Below are 22,525 nucleotides of genomic sequence, written 5' to 3'. Positions count from 1 at the left end.
TCAGCCGATTTCCGCGGTGAGCGGTAGCGCGGTCACCGAGGTGCCGATGTGCAGTGTGAACGCGCCCGGCTCGGTGACCCAGCCCGCATCGGTCCAGTGCTCGAAGGCGCGCGCCGGGATCTCGATCGTGACGGTCTGCGAGTCGCCGGGTTGCACTGTCGCGCAAGCGAATCCGGCGAGCCAGCGCACGGGCCGCTCGACCGCGCTCTGCTCCCGGGACAGGTATGCCTGCACCACCTGTTTGCCCGCACGCTCGCCGGTGTTGGTGAGCGTGACGGTGGCGGTGCGGCCGGAGACGGCGAGGTCGCGCAGCTCCCAGCTGGTGTAGCCCAGCCCGTGACCGAACGGATAGGCCGGGGCCACACCGGCTTTCAGCCAGGCGCGGTAGCCGATATGGATGCCCTCGGTGTAGGGCAGCGCGCCCGTGCTGTCGGGCGTGGTGTTCGACACCGGCACGTCGGCCAGGGTGGCGGGCCAGGTGGTGGGCAGCCGGCCGCCGGGCTCGGCCGCGCCGGTGAGCACCTCGGCCAGAGCCGTGCCGAACTCCTGTCCCGGGAACCAGGCCAGCAGCACGGCCGCCACGTCGTTGCGCCACGGCAGCTCCACGGGCGCACCGGAATTCACCACCACCACAGTGCGGGGGTTGACCGCGGCGACCGCCGCCACCAGCTCGTCCTGGCGGCCGGGCAGGCGCAGGTCGGTGCGGTCGAAACCCTCGGATTCGATCTGCTCGGTGGTACCGACCACCACCACCGCGACCTCGGCGGCGCGGGCCGCCTCGACCGCGGCCGCGAATTCCGCGTCCGCACCGCGCTGCGGGCGCGTGACACCGAGGGTGAGGCCGAGGATCACGCCGAGGCCGGGGATGGCGGGCGGTGCGGCGACCGTGATCCGGACATCGACCTCCTGGCCCGCGGTGAGTCGCCGGTCGACCGAACGTTGCGGCGGGTACAGGATGGCGCCGACCGGATCGGTGCCCTCGAAGGTGATGGTCTCCGCCAGCACGGTTTCGCCGTCGAGTGCCACGGTGGCCGCGCCGAGCGTGCCGACCCCGAGTTGCCAGTCGCCGGTGGCGTCGGCGCGCAGTCGCGCCCGGATCTCGATGGTGTCGGCCGCGGCGGCCTGCTGATCGCCGAACAGCATGAGGTTGCCCGCGGTGCGATGCTGGGTGGCCAGGACGGTGCCCTCGCGCAGGTAGCGCAGGCTCAGGCCGGGCGTGCCGGTATCCGGATCGGTGATCAGCTCCAGGGGGACCGGGATGAGCTTTTCCGCCAACCGGACGCCAGGCGTGTGTGTCACGGGCAGAACGGCATTCAGCCCTTCCAGCGGTGTGCTGGTGTGCGCGGGGATGACCGTGGCGCTGCCGCCGCCCATGAACCGTGGCCGGGCGGCGTTGGGCCCGAGCAGTGCGACCGTCGTCTCCGGCCGCAGCGGCAGTACGCCGTCGTTGCGGACCAGCACCATGCCCGCCGCCGCGGCGCGGCGCACCAGGGCGGCGGCCTGCTCATCGGTGAATTCCGGTGCGGGCGCGGGTGATCCGTCCAGAGCGCCGACCCGCGTCGCGAAACGCAGGATCCGGCGCACCTTCTCGTCGATCGCTGATTCCGGCACCTCGCCGCGAGCCACCGCCTCGGCCAGCGGGCCGCCCCACATCAGCGGTGGACCGGGCATCGCGAGGTCGGTGCCCTTGGCGGCGCCCGCCGTCGAGCGCACGGCGATCCAGTCCGAGACCACCACGCCGTCGAAACCCCAGCTGCCCTTGAGTGGTTCGTCCAGCAGATCGTGCTCGGTCATGGTGACGCCGTTGACCGAGTTGTAGGCGTCCATGATCATCCACGCGCCCGCCCGCACACTGCGCTCGAACGGATACAGGTAGAGCTCGCGCAGGGGCCGATCGTCGGCGCGCACGTCGACGGTGAATCGGTCGGTCTCGGAATCGTTGGCCACGTAGTGCTTCGGGCACGCGCTCACCCCGTGCGCCTGCACAGCCGCGACATAGGCGGCCGACATCTCCGCGGTCAGCACCGGATCCTCGGAGAAGCATTCGAAATGCCTGCCGCCCAGCGGGGATCGGTGCAGGTTGATGGTCGGGCCGAGCACCGCGTAGACGCCCTTGCGGCGCGCCTCGTATGCGATGAGCGCGCCGATCTCGCCGAGCAGGGCCGGATCCCAGGCGGCGGCGACCGCGGTGCCCGAGGGCAGGCTCACCGACGGGTCACGTTCGTCCCAGTGCTCCCCGCGCACCCCCGACGGGCCGTCCGAGATCGGCATCTCGGCGAGTCCGAGGTCCGGATCGCCCGCCATCCGGAACATTCCGGCCCCGGAGATCAGCCGCAGCTTCCCGGACAGATCGAGCTCGGCGAGCAGCTTGTCGATGCGGTCGTCCATGTGTGGTCCCGTCTCGAGTCGGTTGGCGAATCCCAGGCTACTGAGGTCCGGCTCGCTCCGGGGGCTCCCTCATCGCCTCGATCGCCACCGGTCAGCTCCAGGCGAGATCGTCGACGGCGAGCCACGGCTCCACCGCCAGGGTGCCCGGTGTGAGTCCGGTGAACGCGGCGACGTCACGGTGCAGGTGGGATTGATCGGTATAGCCACACTGCGCCGCGACCAGGGCGGGGGCGATGCCGGCGGCCAGATCGCGGGCGGCGTGATCGAAGCGGATCAGCGCGGCGGCGCGTTTGGGCGGCATCCCGAGCTGACCGGTGAAGCGGGACCACAGGCGTTTCCGGCTCCAGCCGAGGTCGGCGGCCAGCGTGTCGATCCGGGCGCGTCCACGGGTGGTGACCAGGCGGTGCCAGGCCCAGGCGATCTCCGGATCGATCCCGGTGCCGGCGCGCCGCCGCAGGACCGCCGTCTCGGCGAGAGCGAAGCGTTCGGGCCAGGAGGCCGCGCTCAGCTGCTCGCGGATCCGGGCGGCTTCGCGGCCCCACAGTTCGGTGAGGGTGACCACGGAGCCGTCCAGTTCGGCGGGCGAGACGCCGAGCACCGTCCGGGCGAGCACCGGCGACAGCCGCAGTTGCACGCATTCGACATTCTCGCCCCGCACCCAGAGCGCGATGGGGCCGGGTGCGGCGACCAGACTGCCCCGGTGCTGCCCGCTCGCGGTCTCGACAACCGGTGCGCTGGAACCGAATTCGAGCAGAATCGTCACCGCCGGATGTGGGATGGCGCGATGGCCGCCCGCGGCCGGGGCGCGGTCACGGAACCCGGCCATCCGGACGCCGGGCACCCGAGGGCGGCGGGGCGGGCACACCACATCCCACGCCGCCGCATCGCCCGGTTCTCGCACCTGCGAGCGCATACTCGAATGGTAGTACCGCGGGCATCGGTAGCGGCGTCATGGATTTCGAGCCGGGGGAGTGAACCGGCGCCGGGAGCGCTCGCGTTCGGCGGTGATCCGCGCACGCCGGGCGGACATCGCGGCCGCCGGATCGGCGCCGGTGGCCAGCGCGGCGCAGAGGGCGGCGGCGTCGTCGATGGCTTCGATCGCACCGCGGGCGGCCGCCGGGGTGATGGCGTGATCGGCGTCGCCGCAGAGTATGACCGGGGCGGCGGGGGGTGCGGCCTCGGCGAAGGGGACGTGGCGGGTGTTGGCCACGTGGACCTGGTCGGTGGCGGCGATCAGCGCCTCGAGGGTGCCCTGGAGGTTCGGCGCGGCGTGGGTGAGTTGTTCGGCCCAGACCTCGGTGGGGTGAAGTCCGCTGTCGCGCACCGGAATCGGCTCACGGGTGAGCCGGACGAACCAGAAGGCGGTGGTGCCCGACCAGAGATGGCCGAATGTGGCAAGCGGAACGGGGCCCGGGCCGGGACGACCGTCGAAGTGCAGGACAGACGGTTCGGTGGGCAGGCGGACCGGACCCACGGTGCAGCCGTAGGCGATGATCTGCCCGGCGTAGCGCGGGGTGCGATCGGGTTCGAGCCGGGCGCGGACGCTGGAATCCGTGCCGTCGGCGGCGATCACGAGGCCGTCGCGGGGGAGTGCGCGGGCGTCACTGAACAGCGTCCCGGTGCCGGGGTCGAGATCGGTCACGGGCGTGTCGTAGTGGATGTCGGCCGGCGCGGCGAATTCGGTCAGTACGCGGATCAGGTCCGATCTGCGATAGAGCCGCTGCCCCTCGCTCGCGGCCGCCGCACGGGCGGCGGGCAGGTGATGAAACCGGATGCCGTGCACCGGATACGAAGCCGAAGCCAGCTCCTGTACCGGGACGCCGAGCTCGGCCAGCACCTCGTGCGCGTGCCCGTCGAGGACGAGGAACGCCCCGCCGCCGGTCCGCGCTCGGCGCTCGTACACCGTCACCGGCTGCCCGTGCCGGGCCAGTGCCCCCGCCAGCGTGGTTCCGGCGATCCCGCCACCGACGACCGTGACCACACCAACCCCCTCTACCCAGAGCTCGCCGACACGAGCAGATCGCTTGCGGCAGAATACCTTTAGGGTCGGCAACCGTGCAGCGCCGCCCGCCGCGAAGCGCGCACCGGGCGGAGTCCCCACCGGCCGGGGTGCGGGTCGCGCCTCCGCGTGTCGGCGGCTCGCGCGCCCCGCGGTCGGCAAGCTGATCCGATGACCAGCGGAGACGGAGGTTGTCGAATGGGCTTTCCGGTGCGGCTAGCCGTGGCGAGCGTGACGCTGGTGAGTCTGGCGAGCGCGCCCGCCGCCTGGGCGGATTCGCTGGACCCGGGCGCGGTGCCGCCGCGGTCGTCGATCTCGGTGCGCACCACCGTGCCGAATGTGCAGTGGGGCAGCCACAACGAGCACGAGGAGCGGGGTGCGCTGTCGCTGGCGAAGCTCTACATCGTCGATTACGCGCTGCGCCACGGTGACCGGTCGGCCGAGGACCGGGTACTGGCCGAGCGGATGATCCGCTACTCCGACGACGGTGCCGCCGACGTGCTGGCGACGAAATATCCGGCCGCGATCGAGTCGATCGCCGCCGAATACGGCCTGCGCTCCACCCGTCCGCAGAATCGCTGGCAGGACAGTACGACCAGCACCGCCGACGTCGCCGACTTCCTCAACCGCAAGCGCCGCGAGGACCCCGATTCGCCGATCTTCGAGTGGATGTCCGCGCCCGGCGCGGTCGCCGCGGACGGCACCGTCCAGGACTGGGGCACCACCTGGCTACCAGGTGCGCTCGGCACCAAGTGGGGCTGGTCGGACCTGGATCCGGAGGAGGTGGCCTCCGCGTCGTACGGCATCGGATTCACCGTCGCCGCCCACACCTACGGCTCCGGTCCCGACCAGACCCGCGACGTACTCACCGCCGTCCCCGACGTACTCACTCAGCTCATCTCCCGCCGCCTGGCCCAGGCATTGGGAGGGTAACGGCTGAAAGACCCTGTGGAGTCCGGCGATTCGATCAGCCGACGCGGGCGTTCGGCGGGACGGATTCGGCGGGGACGGTGAAGACCGCGAGGAAGTACTCGGCGCGGGCGCACGCGATGTTCTCCCCGCCGGTCAGCACCGGCTCGAGCCGGTCCTCCGAAATCGTCAGGTGGGCACCGTTTTCGCGGCAACCGGGCCGGATGAAGCCGAAGGCCCGGTGGGACGGGTCGCGATCCAGGACGGCAGCTCGGGCCGAGGCCGCCGTCGCGGGGGCGAGTTCGGTCAGGAACCGCTCCAACTGGTCGGCCTCGCTGATCTCCATGGAAAGGCTTCGCGAGTCGTAGCCGACCTGCTCGAAGAGGACCAGCCGGGCGGGGTTCGCCGCTTCGGGGTCGGCGGCAACGCATGTGGTGACGGCCAGGCCGACCGCGACCACCACCGCGGCCACGAGCCCGGCCCATTTCGACCCTGGTCTGCGCATACCCCACGGTGCCACCGATTCGCCCGGCACGCATCCGAATTTCGTGCGGATCAGGGCCGATCCGCGGGCGGCGCCGGTATCGTCGGCGCCGCCGATTCCGCTCGACCAGAAGGTATTTCGTGATCATCACCGAGCTTTCCGAGTCCCTGCCCGAAGCCGAACAGCGGTTGCTGGAGCGCGTCGGTGAACTAGCCGTCGGATTCGCCGCCGAGGCGGCCGAGTACGACGAGCGCGCCGAGATCGCGACCGGTCATCTGGCGGCCCTGCACGCCGCGGGCGCCGACACGGCGGTGCTGCCCGAGTGGGTCGGCGGCACCGGGCTGACCTACCGCGGTTTCGGCGTGCTGCTGCGCGTGCTGGCCAAGGCCGACCCGTCCACCGCGACGATCTGGCTGATGCACGCCGGGGCCGCCGTCGGTCTGGCCGAGTTCACCCGCGACACCCTCGGATCGTTCTTCGCCGACGAACTGCTGGCTGGTAAGCGCTTCGCCAACGCGCTGTCCGAACCGGCCAGCGGCAACCGGTTCCTCAATCCGCAGCAGGACGCGCACCCCGCGGCCGGCGGGTGGACGCTGACCGGCGCCAAGCGTTTCGTCTCCGGCGCCGAGATCGCCGACTACCTCATCGTGAACGCGCGGGTGGACGACGCGCCGGCCTTCTTCGGTGTGCCGCTGCCCGATTCGTCGGTCTCGATCATTCCGATCTGGGACACCCTCGGCCTGCGCGCCACCCGCAGCCAGCTGCTGGCCTTCGACGAGACGCTGCTGCGCGCCGAGTTCCGCGGCCGCGCCCCCGGACCCGGCGATTTCCAGGTGATCCCGGCCGGGCTGCCGGCCATTTCGCTCGGTATCGCCGACGCCGCCCTGGCCGCGCTGGCCGAGCACGCGCGCTCCCGGGTGATCCTGGGAAAGCCGCTGTCACACCAGCAGTGGGTGCAATTCGAGGTCGCCGATGTCGAATCCCGCTTGGCCGCAGCGCATGCCCTCTATGATCTCGGGCTGAGTCAGGCGGACAGCAAGCGGCCCAGCTTTTTCCCCACCCTGATGCGCGCGAAATATCTGGCGAATAAAGTTGCGGTGGAGGTCGCGCAATTGGGTGTCCGTGTCGGTGGCGCCTCGGGCTATTTGAAACAGTCTCCGATCCAACGGTATCTGCGCGATGCCGAAGCAGGTCAACTCATGGCGTATTCGACAGAAGTGATGGCCGGGGAGATCGGCCGCGAAGTGCTTCAGGTGACCGACGAGTAACTCGCAGAACACATAGCGAACGTGCTTACCTAGGGGCAACCACAGCAACGGGACGGAAGGGAGTCGGCGGGTGTTCAACCGCATCGCCATCGTGAACAGGGGCGAGGCCGCCATGCGCCTCATTCATGCCGTGCGGGATCTCGCCGCAGAGACTGGACAGTCGATCGAGACAATTGCCCTGTACACCGATGTCGATCGCAATGCGACATTCGTGCGCGAGGCCGACCATGCCTACGATCTCGGTCCGGCCGCGGCGCGCCCGTACCTCGACCTGAAAGCGCTGAAACAGGCGCTGATCAGCACCCGGGCCGAGGCGGCCTGGGTGGGTTGGGGTTTTGTCGCCGAGGATCCGGCCTTCGCCGAACTCTGCGAGCAGATCGGCGTCACCTTCATCGGGCCCAGCCCCGACGCCATGCGCAAGCTCGGCGACAAGATCGGCGCCAAGCTCATCGCCGAGGAGGTCGGCGTGCCGGTCGCGCCGTGGAGCCGCGGCGCGGTCGACACGGTCGAGGCCGCCATCGAAGCGGCCGCCGAAATCGGCTACCCGCTGATGCTCAAGGCGACCGCGGGCGGCGGTGGGCGCGGTATCCGCGTCATCACCAACGAGGCCGAACTTGTCGAGGCCTATGAACGCACCCGCCAGGAAGCCGTGCGCGCGTTCGGCAGCGGCGTGGTCTTCCTGGAGCGTCTGGTCACCGGCGCGCGCCACGTCGAGGTCCAGGTCATCGCGGACGGGCAGGGCACGGCCTGGGCACTGGGCGTGCGCGATTGTTCGGTGCAGCGGCGCAACCAGAAGGTGATCGAGGAATCGGCCTCACCGGTCCTCGGGCCCGAGCAGGTGGCCGAGCTGAAGGGCTCCGCCGAGCGGCTGGCCGTCGCGGTCGGTTACCGCGGCGCGGCCACCGTCGAATTCCTCTACCACCCCGGTGAGCGGCTCTTCGCCTTCCTCGAGGTCAATACCCGGTTGCAGGTCGAGCACCCGATCACCGAGGTCACCACCGACTTCGATCTGGTGCGCGCCCAGCTGCTGGTGGCCTCCGGCGGCCGGCTGGACGGCGAGCCGCCGATCGAACGCGGCCACGCTATCGAGGCCCGCCTCAACGCCGAGGACCCGGACCGCGACTTCGCGCCCGCGCCCGGCCGGATCGAGCGGCTCGACCTGCCGGCCGGCCCCGGCATCCGGGTCGACACCGGCGTCAGCGAGGGCGACACCATCCCCGCCGACTTCGACTCGATGATCGCCAAGATCATCGCCTACGGCCGCGACCGCGAACAGGCCCTGGGCCGGCTGCGCCGCGCCATGGCCGAGACCCGCGTCATCATCGAGGGCGGCGCCACCAACAAGAGTTTCGTGCTCGATCTGCTCAATCAGCCCGAGGTGATCGACGGCAGCGCCGACACCGGCTGGATCGACCGGGTCCGCGGCGAGGGCCGCCTGATCTCGCACCGGCATTCCGCCGTCGCGCTGGCCGCGGCCGCCATCGACGCCTACGAGGAGGAGGAGCGGATCGAGCAGCACCGGCTGCTGTCCACCGCCTCCGGTGGCCGCCCGCAGGTGCAGCACGAGAGCGGCCGTCCGCTCGATCTCAAACTGCGCGGCGTCGGCTACCGCGTCCGGGTCGCCCGGATCGGCGCGCACCGTTTCCGCGTCGGCATCGAGGCCGGCGGCGAAATCCGCACCGCCGATGTCGATCTGGAGCGCTTCGATCGCTACACCAGCCAGATCGTGGTCAACGGCACCCGCTACCGCCTGATCACCGGCACGCACGGCACGATCCACCTGGTCGACGTCGACGGCGTCACCCACCGGGTCAGCCGCGACGAGGGCGGCGTCGTCCGTTCGCCCGCGCCCGCGCTGGTGGTGGCCACACCGCTGGAGGTCGGCGCCGAGGTCGAGGCCGGCGCGCCGGTGCTCGTGCTGGAGAGCATGAAGATGGAGACGGTGCTGCGCGCGCCGTTCAAGGCGCGGCTCAAGGAGTGCGTCGTCTCGGTCGGCACCCAGGTCGAAACGGGCGCGCCGCTGCTGCGGCTGGAGCCCATCGTCGACGACGCCGAGGAAGCCGAGGAGGCAGCCCCCGAGACCGTCGAACTCGATCTGCCCGATCGGCCGGAGGTGCTGCCGCACGAGCGCACCACCCGCGGCCAGGAGGATCTGCGCAGCCTGCTGCTCGGTTTCGACGTCGACCCGCACGACGAACGCCGCGTCCTCGACGACTACCTCGCCGCCCGCGCCACCGCCGTGCGCGACGGCCGTCGCCCGCTGGCCGAGGAGCTGGATCTCATCGAGGTCTTCGCCGATATCGCCGAGCTCAGCCACAACGGCTCGCTCGGCGAGGACAGCCAGGGCCACGTGCACAGCGCCCGCGAGTACTTCCACACCTACCTGCAGAGCCTGGACGTCGAGCGGGCCGGTGTGCCGGAGTCGTTCCAGGACAAGCTGACCAAGGCGCTGGGCCACTACGGCATCACCGAGCTGGACCGGACCCCCGAGCTCGAGGCCGCCGTGTTCCGGGTCTTCCTCGCACAGCAGCGCCTGGCCGAGACCGTCCCGGTGATCACGACACTGCTGCGCGAATGGGTGCCCGAGCCGGTGCCGGACCAGGTGCTGCGCGAGCCCGTCGGCCTGGCCCTGGAGCGGCTGATGGCCGCCACCCAGGTTCGGTTCCCGGTGATCGCGGATCTGGCTCGCGGCGTGGTCTACGCCTGGTACGGCCAGCCGCTGCTGCGTCGCAACCGTGCTCGCGTCTACACCAATGTCCGCAAGCATCTCACCCACCTGGATGCGAACCCGGGCGCGGCCGATCGCGCCGAGCGGGTCTCGGACATGGTGCGCAGCACCGAGCCGCTGGTGCGCCTGCTCGGCCAGCGCCTGGTCCGCGGCAAGCTGGACAACACCGTCATGCTCGAGGTGCTGACCCGCCGCTACTACGGCAACAAGGGTCTGACCGGCGTGCGCACCCACGAGGACGGCTGCACGTTCGTCATCGCCGAGCGCGACGGGTCCAGCCTGGTCTCGGCCGCCGTGCGGTTCGACGCGCTCGACGCCGCGCTGCGCGGTCTGGTCGAATTGGCCGCCGGCGCAGCCTCGATCGACGCCGACATCTACCTGAGCTGGGAAGATCAGCCGGCCGATTTCGACGCCATGGCCGCAGCCCTGCAACAGGCGATCGGCGCGCATCAGCTGCCCAACCAGATCCACCGGATCACCGCCACGGTCGCGGGCAGCGGCGGCGCGGTCATGCACCACCACTTCACCTTCCGCCCGTCGGCGACCGGGATGGCCGAGGAGCGCTTGATCCGCGGCCTGCATCCCTACATCGCGCAGCGGATGCAGATGGAGCGGCTGCGCAAGTTCGACCTGACCCGCCTGCCCTCCTCGGACGACGAAGAGGTGTACCTGTTCCGCTGTGTCGCCAAGGAGAATCCGGCCGACGATCGCCTGATCGCCTTCGCACAGGTCCGCGACCTGGCCACGCTGCGTGACGCGGACGGTCGCCTGCGGGCCCTGCCCACCGCGGAGATCACCATCGCCACCTGCCTGGATTCCATCCGCCGGGCCCAGTCGCGGCGGCCGTCGAAGAACCGGTTCAACACCAACCGGATCGTCATGTACATCTGGCCGCCGGTCGATGTCACCCGGGCCGAGCTCCGGTCGATCATCGCCGGGCACGTGCTGCCGACCACGGCGGGCGCGGGCCTGGAGGAGATCCTGCTGATCGCGCGTGAGCGCGACGCGGAGACCGGCGCGCTGACCAAGGTCGCGTTGCGTATCTCCTTCGATGTGCACGGCGGCGCCGAGGTGACCGTCGGCGAGGTGTCCGAGGACGTCGTCGAGCCGATCGACGAGTACCGGCAGAAGGTGCTGCGCGCGGCCAGCCGCAACACCGTCTACCCGTACGAATTGACCGGGCTGCTGGGTGATTTCAGCGAGTACGACCTCGACGACACGCACACGCTGGTTCCGGTCCAGCGCCCGCGCGGCCGCAATTCCGCGGCCATCGTCGCGGGTGTGGTCACCACGCCGACCGATCGATACCCCGAGGGCGTCACCCGCGTGGTGTTGCTCGGTGATCCGACCAAATCGCTGGGCGCGCTGTCCGAGCCGGAGTGCCGCCGGGTGATCGCCGCCCTGGATCTGGCCGAGCAGCTGCGGGTGCCGCTGGAGTGGTACGCGCTGTCGGCCGGTGCCCGGATCTCCATGGCCTCGGGTACCGAGAACATGGACTGGGTGGCGGCCGCGCTGAAGCGGATCGTCGAGTTCACCCAGGACGGCGGCGAGATCAATATCGTGGTCGCGGGCATCAATGTCGGCGCGCAGCCGTATTGGAACGCCGAGGCCACCATGCTCATGCACACCAAGGGCATCCTGGTGATGACCCCGGATTCGGCCATGGTGCTCACCGGCAAGCAGGCGCTGGACTTCTCCGGCGGCGTCTCGGCCGAGGACAACTTCGGCATCGGCGGCTACGACCGGGTGATGGGCCCGAACGGTCAGGCGCAGTACTGGGCGCCGAACCTGCCGGCCGCGCGCGATGTGCTGATGGCGCATTACGACCACACCTACATCGCGCCCGAGGAGCAGGCCCCGCGCCGCGCGCCCAGCAGCGACCCGATCGACCGCGACGTGTCGGACTTCCCGCACGAGGTGGCGGGCAGCGATTTCCGCACGGTCGGGGAGATCTTCTCGGCCGCGGCGAATCCGGACCGCAAGAAGCCCTTCGACATCCGTACGGTCATGCGGGCCGTGTCCGATCAGGACCATCCGGTCCTGGAGCGGTGGGCCGGTATGGCCGACGCCGACACCTCGGTGGTGCAGGACGCGCATCTGGGCGGTATCCCGGTGTGCCTGCTCGGTATCGAGTCGCGCGGTATCGCGCGGCGCGGTTTCCCGGCCACGGATGGCCCGGACACCTACACCGCCGGCACCCTGTTCCCGCAGTCGTCGAAGAAGGCGGCCCGGGCGATCAACGCGGCCAGCGGCAACCGGCCGCTGGTGGTGCTGGCGAATCTGTCGGGCTTCGACGGTTCGCCGGAGTCGCTGCGCAAGCTGCAACTCGAGTACGGCGCCGAGATCGGCCGCGCGGTCGTGAACTTCCAGGGGCCGATCGTGTTCTGCGTGATCTCCCGGTATCACGGTGGCGCGTTCGTGGTGTTCTCGAACAAGCTGAACCCGAATATGACCGTGCTCGCCGTGGAGGGCTCGTTCGCCTCGGTGCTCGGTGGCGCTCCGGCGGCAGCCGTGGTGTTCTCGGGCGAGGTCGATTCGCGCACCGCCGCCGATCCGCGGGTGCGTGAGCTCGAGGCTCGCGCCGCGAACGCCTCGGGCACCGACCGGGCGACGCTGACCGCGGAGCTCGGCGAGGTCCGGTCGTCGGTCCGTGCCGAGAAGCTGGGTGAGGTGGCTGCGGAGTTCGACCGCGTGCACAACATTCAGCGCGCCGTCGAGGTCGGTTCGGTGGACGCGGTCGTGAGCGTCACCGCGCTGCGGCCGCGGATCATCGCTGCGATCGAGGCCGGCCTGCCCGCCTAGTTCCCGTGCTCGCCGTCACCGCGCGGATTTGCCTGCCCCCGGCGAGGCAAATCCGCGCGGGTTCGGATCGTGCGCCTAGGATGACCTGCGCTGATACTTCAGCCAGCGCGACTCGTCAGGGCTTGTCGGTTCGAGACAGGAGTGCACTGTGGACGGCGATTCAGGTTCGAATTTCTCCCGGCGCGGCGTCGTCGTGGCCGGGGCGGCCTTATTGGCCGTCGGTTCCGTCGCGTCGCTGGGCGGCTGCGCATCGACACCGGACGTACAGCGGAAATCCAAGGATCCGGTCGATCCCAGCGACCACATCGTGGATCAGCAGCAACAGCTGGCCGAGACCCTGCCCTTCGACGACACCCGGGATTTCGCCGACACCGACCGCGGTTTCGTCGCCGCGCTGGAACCCGATGTGGTCAAGAATGCCGACGGAAAAGTGGTGTGGGACAACGATTCCTACTCGTTCATCCAGGGCACCTGCCCGAACTCGGTGAATCCGAGCCTGTGGCGGCAGTCGCAGCTCGTGATCAAACAGGGCCTCTACGAGGTGGTTCCGGGCATCTATCAGATCCGCGGCCTGGATCTGTCGAATATGACGATCATCGAGGGCGACACCGGCATCATCGTGATCGACCCGATGATCTCGCAGGAGACGGCCGCCGCGGGCTTGAAGCTGTACCGGGCGCACCGAGGCGATCGGCCCGTGACCGCCATGATCTACACCCACTCCCATGTCGATCACTTCGGTGGCGGCTACGGCGTGACTACACCGGAAGACGTTGCGGCAGGCAAGGTTCCGGTACTGGCGCCGTCCGGGTTCATGGATCACGCGGTCTCGGAGAACATCTACGCGGGCACCGCCATGGCCCGGCGCTCGGCCTACATGTACGGCGCGGCCCTGCCGCGCGGTGTGAAAGGGCAGGTCGGCGCGGGGCTCGGCCAGACCACGTCCACGGGGACCACGACGCTCATCCCGCCTACTCGAGACATCACCACGACGGGGCAGGAAGAAGTGCTCGACGGCGTGCGGATCGTCTTCCAGATGACGCCGGGTACCGAAGCGCCCTCGGAGATGAACTTCTACTTCCCCGACCATCGCGCGCTGTGTATCGCCGAGAACGCGACGCACACCATGCACAATGTGCTGACCCTGCGCGGTGCGCTGGTTCGTGACCCGCACGAGTGGGCGAAGTACCTCACCGAGTCGATCTCGATGTTCGCCGGGAAGTCCGATGTCGCGTTTGCCTCGCACCATTGGCCGACCTGGGGCACCGAGAACATCGTGAACTTCCTGTCCACGCAGCGGGACATGTTCGGCTACATCAACGATCAGACGCTGCGGCTGCTCAATCAGGGTTATGTCGGCACGGAGATCGCCGAAATGTTTCAGATGCCACCGGCTTTGACCAGCCAGTGGAACACCCATGGCTACTATGGCACCGTCAGCCACAATGTGAAGGCCGTCTACCAGCGCTATATGGGCTGGTTCGACGGCAATCCCGCGCACCTGTGGGAGCATCCGCCGGTCGAATCCGCGCAGCGGCACGTCGAGGCCATGGGTGGTGCGCGCGACGCGGTGCGCAAGGCACAGCGCGCCTATGACGACGGCGACTACCGCTGGGCCGCGCAGATCCTGAACTACGTGATCTTCGCCGACCAGCACAACGAGGCGGCGAAGATGTTGCAGGCCAGCACTTTCGAGCAACTCGGCTACGGCGCGGAGGCCGGCACCTGGCGCAATTTCTATCTCAGCGGCGCCTACGAGTTGCGCAACGGCTCGTTCGGCACGCCGACCGAGACGGCGTCGCCGAGCATGCTCGACAGCCTCTCGGTCGACCAGATTTTCGACGCGCTGTCCTTGCAGATCAACGGGCCGAAAGCCTGGGATCTGCATGTCGTCACGGATTGGGTGTTCACCGACGAGCACGTGACGCACCGCGCCGAACTCCGCAACGGCGTGCTGGTGCATTGGGACCGCACACCCGACGACAACGCCCCGGCGCCGCAGGCCACCTTCACGCTGACCCGCAAGGCGCTGCTGGGCCTGCTGATGGGCGGTCAGGATCCGGCGGCGGCGGTGAAATCCGGTGCGGTCCAGGTCAGTGGTGATCCGTCGGTCCTGGGACAGATCAAGGGCGTGGTCGACAAGCCGGACCCGAACTTCGCCATCGTCACCCCTTGACGAGGTACGCGCACATCTCGGCGCGCCGCTGGAGCAGCCCTTCCGATGACGCGTCCTAGTGGGCTTTGCGCCAGCGCAGCGGCGAGGTGCCGGTCCAGCGTCCGAAGGCACGGGTGAAACTGGCCGCCTCGGTGTATCCGAGGCGGTCGGCGATGGCGGCGGTGGACAGGTCGGTGCCGGTGAGCAGTTCACAGGCCAGTGTGCGGCGGACTTCGTCGAGCAGGCTGCGATAGGAGTGGCCTTCCGCGGCCAGCTGACGGCGCAGTGTACGGCCCGAAAGGTGCAGGGCAGCAGCGACTTCGGCTTCGGTACGGGGTCCGCGCGGCTGGCCGAAGAGCAGATCGCGGACTCGGCCCGCGGTGCCGGTCAGCGCCCGGCGCTGGGCGGCGAGTTCCCGGCACTGCTGGGTGGCGAGCTCGGCGGTGTACGGATCGGCTTGGGGGAGTGGGTCGTCGATCGTTCGCTTGTCGAAAACCGTTGCGTAGTGGGCGCAGTCGTACTCGGGCGGGCCCGACAGCGCGGTATCGATGCGCTGGGCGGCGTCGGGTTCCGGGCGCGGGTAGGGCAGGCGCACCGCGCTTAAACGCTGTGCGGGCCCGGCGATATCACGCAGCAGCGTGGCGATGACATTGATATCGCGTTCGGCCACGAAGCGGGCCACCCGGGGATCGGTCACCACCGGTTCGATCACCAGCGCGATCTCGTCCGCGGACTCCACGGCGGTGATATCGCAGAACGAGTACGACAGATCCAGGAAGCGCAGGCCCACCTCGATCGCGTCGCGAATGGACTGGCTGGCGATCAGCGCGTATCCCCACATGCCGTGCACGGTGGCGTGGTAGCGCAGGCCGACGGCCAGGCCGAGCCCTGGGCTGTCGGGCAGGGCGCGCAGCATATTGGTGATGATCGCGATCTCCTGCGCGCCGGTCACCAACATGCCCGGTGTGCGCAGGTCCGCTTCGGTCAGGCCGGTGCCCTCCAGGCACCGCGCTTCGGTCAGGCCGTGCTCGGCGGCCAGCCGGGTGACGAGGAGCGCGCTGGTCGGCGCGCGCATCCCGATCAGGGTGTCTGCCCGCCGTATCGACCCTGCCGCCACCATTGGCCAAAAATATCAAAAAATGGGCCCTGGCGGACGTAGGAATCCCCAGTCGATCCGCCCTACCCTTCCGGTGGACGATCCGTGACCCCGGTCACGGCCACGTACGGCGAGGATGCGAGGAGAGCTTGTGACCGAGAAGGACCGCTTCGACTACGTGATCGTCGGGGCAGGCAGCGCGGGGGCCGTGGTGGCGGCGCGCCTGTCGGAGAACCCGTCGGTGTCGGTGCTGCTGCTCGAGGCGGGCGGCCCGGACGACGCCGACGAGATCCACATTCCGGCCGCCTTCGCGAACCTGTTCAAGACCAAATGGGACTGGAACTACGAAACCGCCGAGCAGAAGCACATGGCCGGCCGCCGCGCCTTCTGGCCCCGGATGAAGGGCCTCGGCGGCTGCTCCTCGATGAACGCCATGATCTACATCCGCGGCAACCGGGCCGACTACGACGGCTGGCGCGACGATTTCGGCGCGCAGGGCTGGGGCTACGCCGATGTGCTGCCGTATTTCATACGCGCCGAAGGCAATACGCGTTTCCGCGACGACTACCACGGTGGTACCGGCCCGCAGCACGTCGAGGATCGCCGCTACACCCACGAGACCACCGACGCCTGGATCGAGGCCGCGGTCGCGCACGGGCTGAAGCGCAACGACGACTTCAACGGCGCCGAGCAGGAGGGCGCGGGCCGCTACCAGGTGACCTGCAAGGACGGCAGACGCTGGTCGACCGCCGACGCCTACCTGCGCCCGGCGCTGGATCGGCCCAACCTGACCGTGCGCACCCACGCCTTCGTCACCCGGGTGGTGCTCGAGGGCGGCCGCGCCGTCGGCGTCGCCTACCGCAGGGCCGGCGCGGAGCACATCGCCCGGGCCGAGGCCGAGGTCGTGCTGTCCGGCGGCGCGATCAATTCGCCGCAGCTGCTGATGCTTTCGGGTATCGGCCCGGCCGCGCACCTGCGCGAGCACGGCATCGATCCGGTGGTGGATCTGCCGGGCGTCGGTGCGAACCTGCACGACCATCCGGTGACCCCGTTCCTGTGGTACAGCCGCGACACCTCCGATCTCACCGATTTCTCCAACCCGGCCCGGCTCATGCAGTGGAAGCTGACCGGCCGCGGCCCGCTGACCTCCAATGTGGGCGAGGGCGGCGCGTTCTTCGCCTCCCGGGACGGTCAGGCCGCGCCCGACATCCAGATCCTCACCGCGCCGACCGGCTTCTACGACAACGGATTACGCGAGCCGGTTGCCCAGATGGTCACCGCGGGCGTGACTCTGGTGAATGTGGCCAGCCGGGGCCGATTGCGGCTGCGGTCGGCCGATCCGGCGTGGAAACCGGACCTGGATCCCGCCTACTTCAGCGATCCCGTCGACCTCGCCGCCGCCGTCGCGGGCGCGCGCCGGCTGCTCGAGATCGCGCGCGAGAAACCGTTCGCGCGCTTCCTGTCCCGATCGTTCCTGCCCGAGTCGGGACGCGGCCGCACCGACGACGAACTCGCCGACCATATCCGGGCCTGGACCCAGACCCTGTACCACCCGGTGGGTACCTGCGCCATGGGCGCCGGCGCGGAGTCGGTCGTGGATCCGCAGCTGCGGGTGCGCGGCATCGAGGGCCTGCGGGTCGCGGACGCGTCGGTCATGCCGGCGGTGCCGCGCGGCAACACCAACGCCCCCTCGATCATGGTGGGCGAGAAGGCCTCCGATCTGATCCGCGCATGACATCGACGACCGAGACCGAGGGATTCCAGGACATGACCGTGACTTCGACCGCCGTGGCGACCTTCGATTCGCTGGACCCCGCGACCGGCGACGTGGTCGGCACCTATCCGATCTGCGATGCCGAGCAGGTGAACGAGGCCGTCGCGCGTGCCCGCGTGGCCGCGAGCTGGTGGGCCGAGCTGAGCTTCGACGAACGGGCCGAGCGCCTGAAGAAATGGGGTGGTGTGATCGCCCGCCGGATGGCGCAGCTGGCCGAGCTCTCGCACGCCGAGACCGGCAAGCCGGTCGGCGACGCGCAGCTCGAGATCGTCATGATGCTCGATCATCTCGCGTGGGCCGCCGGGAACGCGCGAAAGGTACTGGGCCGCAAGAACATCACGCCCAGTCTGATGGCCAGTGATCTCGGCGCCTCGGTGGAGTACCTGCCGCTGGGCGTGATCGGCGTGATCGGGCCGTGGAACTTCCCGGTCTTCACCCCGATGGGGTCGATCGCCTATGCCCTGGCCGCCGGGAACGCGGTGGTGTTCAAGCCGAGCGAGTTCACCCCCGGAGTCGGCAAGTGGCTGGTGGACGCGTTCGCCCAGGTGGTGCCCGAGCAGCCGGTGCTGCAACTGGTCACCGGTCTCGGGGAAACCGGTGCGGCCCTGTGTCGTTCGGGCGTCGACAAGCTGGCCTTCACCGGCTCCGCCGAGACCGGCAAGAAGGTCATGCGCGCGTGCGCCGACACGCTGACCCCGGTGCTGATCGAGGCGGGCGGCAAGGACGTGTTGCTGGTGGACGCCGACGCCGATCTGGACGCGGCGGTGACGGCCGCGGTGTGGGGCGGGCTGTCCAACGCGGGGCAGGCATGTATCGGCACCGAACGTGTCTACGTGCACGAGCAGGTGTTCGACGTGTTCCTCGCCAAGCTCACCGAGGCGGCGAAAGCCGTTCGGGCCGGCGATGATCCGGACGCGCAGATCGGCCCGATGACCATGCCGTCGCAGCCCGGCGTGGTGGCCGCGCACATCGCCGACGCCCTGGCCAAGGGCGCGCGTGCCGTCGTCGGCGGTCCCGAGGCGGTCGGCGCGCGGCTGGTGCAGCCCACCGTGCTGGTGGACGTGCCGGAGGACTCGCTGGCCATGACCGAGGAGACCTTCGGGCCGACGCTGGCGGTCAACCGGGTACGCGATATGGACGAGGCGATCCTGCGCGCCAACAACTCCCGCTACGGGCTGGGGTCGGCGGTGTTCTCCAAACGCCGCGGCGAGGAGCTGGCCCGGCGGATCCGCTCCGGTATGACCGGGGTCAACCTGGTGTATCTGTTCGCGGCGCTGCCGGAGCTGCCGTTCGGCGGCGTCGGCGACTCCGGGTTCGGCCGGATACACGGCCCGGACGGGCTCAAGGAGTTCACCTTCGCGAAATCCGTTGCCCGTCGCCGTCTTCCGGCGCTCCTGGCGCTGACCACCTTCGCTCGCACCGCCACGGTGGACAAATTGCTGGCGACGCTGACCGTGCTCCGGCACGGCTGAGAAATCATCTCGAGAGGAAAACCCGTTCCGATGTTGAGCACCATGCAGGACGAGCAGCTGTCGCTGGCGACCCTGCTGAACTACGCGTCCACCTTCCAGGGCGACAGCACGGTTTCCACCTGGACCGGCGCGGGCCTGCGCACCCTGACCTACCGCGAATTGGGTGCGCAGGCACGGCGTCTGGCCAATGCCCTGCGCGGGCTCGGCATCGGCCTCGGCGACCGGGTCGGCACCTTCATGTGGAACAACAACGAGCACATGGTGGCGTATGTGGCCGTGCCCGCCATGGGCGCGGTACTGCACGCTCTGAACATCCGCTTCTTCCCGGAGCAGCTGGTGTACGTGGCCAATCATGCCGAGGATCAGGTGGTGATCGTCGACGGTTCGCTGCTGCCGATGTTCGCCCAGTACCTGCCGAAGCTGACGACAGTGCGCCACGTCATCGTCGCCAACGGTGACGCCGCCGCGCTCGAAGCGCCCGCGGGTGTGCAGGTGCACTCCTACACCGAACTGCTTGCCGCGCAGTCGGACACGTTCGAGTTCCCGATCGTCGACGAGCGTTCCGCGGCGGGCATGTGCTACACCTCCGGCACCACCGGCGACCCCAAGGGCGTGGTGTACTCGCACCGCTCCAACTGGCTGCATGCCACCCAGGTGTGCGCGCCGAACGGCATGGGGTTCTCCGCGGCGGATACCGTCCTCGCGATCGTGCCGCTGTTCCACGCCAATGCCTGGGGCCTGCCCTACGCCGCGCTCATGTCCGGTGCGAATGTGCTGATGCCGGACCGGTTCCTGCAACCGCAGCCGCTGCTGGAGATGATGGCGGCGGTCAAGCCGACCTTCGCCGCGGCGGTGCCCACCATCTGGGGCGGCGTGCTGGCGGGTTTGCAGGCCGCGCCGCAGGACATTTCGCATCTGCGCACCTGCCTGGTCGGCGGTTCGGCGCTGCCGCCCGCCATGATGCACGCCTTCGAGGAGAAGTACGGCGTCGAGCTGCTGCACGCGTGGGGGATGACCGAGACCTCCCCGCTCGGCTCGGTCGCACATCCGCCGGTCGGCGTCGAGGGCGAGGAGCAGTGGGCCTATCGCTACACCCAGGGCCGGTTCCCGGCGGGTGTGCGCGCCCGGCTGGTCGACGACGCAGGCGCGGTCGTGCCGAACGACGGCCGGTCGCTCGGTGAGCTACAGGTACGCGGTCCCTGGATCACCGGCTCCTACTACGCGCCCGACGGCGCCGCACCCGATCCCGACAAGTTCGACGACGGCTGGCTGCGCACCGGCGATGTCGGCAAGATCAGCCCGAATGGCTTCCTCACCCTGGTCGATCGTTCCAAGGACGTGATCAAGTCCGGCGGCGAGTGGATCTCCTCGGTCGATCTGGAGAACGCGATGATCGGCCATCCGGCCGTGGCGGAGGCGGCCGTCATCGGCATCCCCGACCCCAAGTGGGACGAGCGCCCGCTGGTCGCGGTCGTGCTCGCCGACGGACAGCGGGCCGAACCGGCAGAGCTCCGTGACTACCTGGCGGACAAGTTCGCGAAATGGCAGCTGCCCGAATACTGGACCTTCGTCACCGAGGTGCCCAAGACCAGCGTCGGTAAGTACGACAAGAAGCGCCTGCGCGCCCAGCACGCCGCCGGCGAACTCGCCGTCACGACCCTTCCCTGACCGCGACCCCCGGCAGCCCGAGCGCGACCGGTGCGTGCGCCGGTACCACCGGATGTTCCGGTGGTACCGGCGGCACCCGCCGATAGCCCGCGCCCATGGGCGGGCGGGGGTCGGCGGCCCCCTTGTTCGGCCACAGCGCGGCGGCGCGCTCGGCCTGGGCCGTAATGGTCAGGGAGGGATTGACGCCGAGGTTGGCCGAGATCGCCGAGCCGTCCACCACACTCAGGCTCGGATAGCCGTGCACGCGGTGGTACGGGTCGATGACACCCTGCGCCGGGTCGTCGGCGATCACGCAGCCACCGATGAAATGCGCGGTCATCGGCACGTTGAACAGGTCCGGCCAGGTACTGCCCGCGGTGGCGCCGAGCTTGTCCGCGACCCGGCGGGTGGCCTCGTGGCCGGTCGGAATCCAGGTCGGATTGGGTTGTCCGTAGCCCTGTTTGCTGGTGAAGCGGCGGCCGAACAGCCCGCGGCGGGTGTAGGTGGTGATCGAGTTGTCCAGACTCTGCATGACCAGCAGGATCAACGTGCGTTCGCTCCACTGTTTCGTGCGCAGCAGTTTCGCGCTCCGGATCGGGTGCGCCAGCGCGAGCGGAAACACCCGCAGCCACTGCGGGATTCGGTGACCGCCGTCGATCAGGTAGGTCTGGAGCAGGCCCATGGCGTTGGAGCCCTTGCCGTAGCGCACGGGCTCGACATGGGTGTCGGGGGTCGGATGGAACGACGAGGTGATCGCCACGCCCTTGGTGATGTCCATGGCCGGGTCGACGGTGGTGCGGCCGACGCCGAGAATGGCCTCGGAGTTGGTGCGGGTCAGCACGCCGAGCCGTGGCGACAGCGCGGGCAGAATGCCCCGGTCGCGCAGGTCGAACAGCAGGTGCTGGGTGCCCCAGGTGCCCGCGGCCAGCACCACGTGCGCGGCCCGGAAGGTGGTGCGCCGCGGCCGGATTCGGCCGTCGGTGCGCCGGGTCAGTACCTCCCAGCTGCCGCCGGGGCCGGGCCGCAGCTCGGTCACCGTGGTCAGCGCGCGCACCTGCGCGCCGCCGGCCTGCGCCAAGGCCAGATAGTTCTTCACCAGGGTGTTCTTCGCGCCGTGGCGGCAGCCGGTCATGCACTCGCCGCATTCGACGCACCCGGTCCGGGCCGGTCCCGCGCCGCCGAAGTACGGGTCCGGCACGGTCTCGCCGGGCGTGCCGAAATACACCCCGACCGGGGTGGGCACGAAGGTGTCGCCGACGCCCATGTCCGCGGCGACCTCCGCGATGACCTCGTCGGCGGGCGTCAGGTGCGGGTTCTGCACCACGCCCAACATGGCGCGGGCCCGCTCGTAGTAGGGGTCGAGTTCGGCGTCCCAATCGGTGATGCCCGCCCACTGCGGGTCACCGAAGAACGCGGGTCCGGGTTTGTACAGTGTGTTCGCGTAGTTCAGCGACCCGCCGCCGACGCCCGCGCCGGCCAGGATGAAGCAGTCCCGCAGCCGGTGGATGCGCTGGATCCCGTAGCAACCCAGGCGCGGCGCCCACAGATATCGGCGCAGGTCCCAGTTGGTCCTGGCGAAATCGGCGTCATCGAAATGCCGTCCGGCTTCGAAAACCCCGACGCGATACCCCTTTTCGGTGAGCCGCAGGGCGGTGACGCTGCCACCGAAACCGGAACCGACGACGATGACGTCGTAATCGAAATCCACCCACTGAAGCTAACAGCGGTCCCGGATCCTCGACCGGAATTTGCCTCCGGTTCACAGCGGACCGGAACTCGGTTTGTGACGTGTCCTGTACTCCG

The 22,525-nt window shown here is 69.7% G+C and carries 13 protein-coding genes; 7 read left to right on the top strand and 6 right to left on the bottom strand.

Translation table 11 applies throughout. The features are described 5' to 3' along the window. The 3 genes from ACFVMC_RS31060 to ACFVMC_RS31050 all read right to left on the bottom strand — a co-directional run bounded on the left by ACFVMC_RS31060 (position 1) and on the right by ACFVMC_RS31050 (position 4,369). Positions 1-2,388 carry a glycoside hydrolase family 3 C-terminal domain-containing protein gene (locus ACFVMC_RS31060; RefSeq protein WP_379216214.1) on the bottom strand — a complete coding sequence of 796 codons (2,388 nt, stop codon included), beginning with the start codon at positions 2,386-2,388 and terminating at the stop codon, positions 1-3. Between the two features lie 91 nt (positions 2,389-2,479). Beyond that, positions 2,480-3,301 (bottom strand): helix-turn-helix domain-containing protein, encoded by an 822-nt coding sequence (locus ACFVMC_RS31055; RefSeq protein ID WP_379216212.1) that lies wholly within the window; start codon positions 3,299-3,301, stop codon positions 2,480-2,482. A gap of 36 nt (positions 3,302-3,337) precedes the next feature. Then, a complete protein-coding gene (locus ACFVMC_RS31050; protein ID WP_379216210.1) occupies positions 3,338-4,369 on the bottom strand; it encodes an FAD-dependent oxidoreductase in 1,032 nt (343 codons plus the stop codon). Between the two features lie 216 nt (positions 4,370-4,585). Here ACFVMC_RS31050 and ACFVMC_RS31045 point away from each other — a divergent pair, with 216 nt between their 5' ends. Beyond that, the gene (locus ACFVMC_RS31045) at positions 4,586-5,320 is read left to right on the top strand and encodes a hypothetical protein (RefSeq protein WP_379216208.1); all 735 of its coding nucleotides are present in this window, start codon (positions 4,586-4,588) and stop codon (positions 5,318-5,320) included. Positions 5,321-5,354: 34 nt separating this feature from the next. On the opposite strand, the gene ACFVMC_RS31040 is transcribed toward ACFVMC_RS31045, so the two are convergent. Continuing rightward, complete coding sequence (locus ACFVMC_RS31040) at positions 5,355-5,801, bottom strand: hypothetical protein (RefSeq protein ID WP_379216206.1); 447 nt, start codon at positions 5,799-5,801, stop codon at positions 5,355-5,357. Between the two features lie 119 nt (positions 5,802-5,920). On the opposite strand from ACFVMC_RS31040, the gene ACFVMC_RS31035 reads away from it, so the two are divergent. From ACFVMC_RS31035 to ACFVMC_RS31025, 3 genes are all read left to right on the top strand, one after another. Further along, positions 5,921-7,048 carry an acyl-CoA dehydrogenase family protein gene (locus ACFVMC_RS31035; RefSeq protein ID WP_379216205.1) on the top strand — a complete coding sequence of 376 codons (1,128 nt, stop codon included), beginning with the start codon at positions 5,921-5,923 and terminating at the stop codon, positions 7,046-7,048. 70 nt (positions 7,049-7,118) lie between these two features. Beyond that, the gene (locus ACFVMC_RS31030; RefSeq protein WP_379216203.1) at positions 7,119-12,578 is read left to right on the top strand and encodes a carboxyl transferase domain-containing protein; all 5,460 of its coding nucleotides are present in this window, start codon (positions 7,119-7,121) and stop codon (positions 12,576-12,578) included. 307 nt (positions 12,579-12,885) lie between these two features. Further along, a complete protein-coding gene (locus ACFVMC_RS31025; RefSeq protein WP_379216257.1) occupies positions 12,886-14,754 on the top strand; it encodes an alkyl/aryl-sulfatase in 1,869 nt (622 codons plus the stop codon). 55 nt (positions 14,755-14,809) lie between these two features. Here ACFVMC_RS31025 and ACFVMC_RS31020 read toward each other — a convergent pair whose 3' ends face one another. Then, a complete protein-coding gene (locus tag ACFVMC_RS31020; RefSeq protein WP_379216201.1) occupies positions 14,810-15,808 on the bottom strand; it encodes an AraC family transcriptional regulator in 999 nt (332 codons plus the stop codon). Between the two features lie 172 nt (positions 15,809-15,980). On the opposite strand from ACFVMC_RS31020, the gene ACFVMC_RS31015 reads away from it, so the two are divergent. Genes ACFVMC_RS31015 through ACFVMC_RS31005 form a run of 3 tightly spaced genes read left to right on the top strand, consistent with a single transcriptional unit; the run spans position 15,981 to position 20,743 of the window. Then, complete coding sequence (locus ACFVMC_RS31015) at positions 15,981-17,564, top strand: GMC family oxidoreductase (RefSeq protein WP_379216199.1); 1,584 nt, start codon at positions 15,981-15,983, stop codon at positions 17,562-17,564. A 32-nt stretch (positions 17,565-17,596) separates the two neighbouring features. Next, a complete protein-coding gene (locus ACFVMC_RS31010; protein ID WP_379216255.1) occupies positions 17,597-19,075 on the top strand; it encodes an aldehyde dehydrogenase family protein in 1,479 nt (492 codons plus the stop codon). Between the two features lie 30 nt (positions 19,076-19,105). Beyond that, on the top strand, positions 19,106-20,743 hold the full coding sequence (locus ACFVMC_RS31005) for a long-chain fatty acid--CoA ligase (RefSeq protein ID WP_379216198.1): 1,638 nt from the start codon (positions 19,106-19,108) through the stop codon (positions 20,741-20,743). Here the strand turns inward: ACFVMC_RS31005 and ACFVMC_RS31000 are convergent. Continuing rightward, positions 20,727-22,430: a GMC oxidoreductase gene (locus ACFVMC_RS31000; protein WP_379216196.1), complete on the bottom strand. Its 1,704-nt coding sequence runs from the start codon at positions 22,428-22,430 to the stop codon at positions 20,727-20,729. The two genes, ACFVMC_RS31005 and ACFVMC_RS31000, sit on opposite strands and share 17 nt — an antisense overlap. Positions 22,431-22,525 lie beyond the last annotated feature (95 nt).

It is taken from the genome of Nocardia sp. NPDC127579 (genome assembly GCF_042672005.1).
Classification (GTDB): domain Bacteria; phylum Actinomycetota; class Actinomycetes; order Mycobacteriales; family Mycobacteriaceae; genus Nocardia.
The sequence above is the reverse complement of the archived record's forward strand: the minus strand, read 5'-3'. Positions and strand labels throughout refer to the sequence as shown.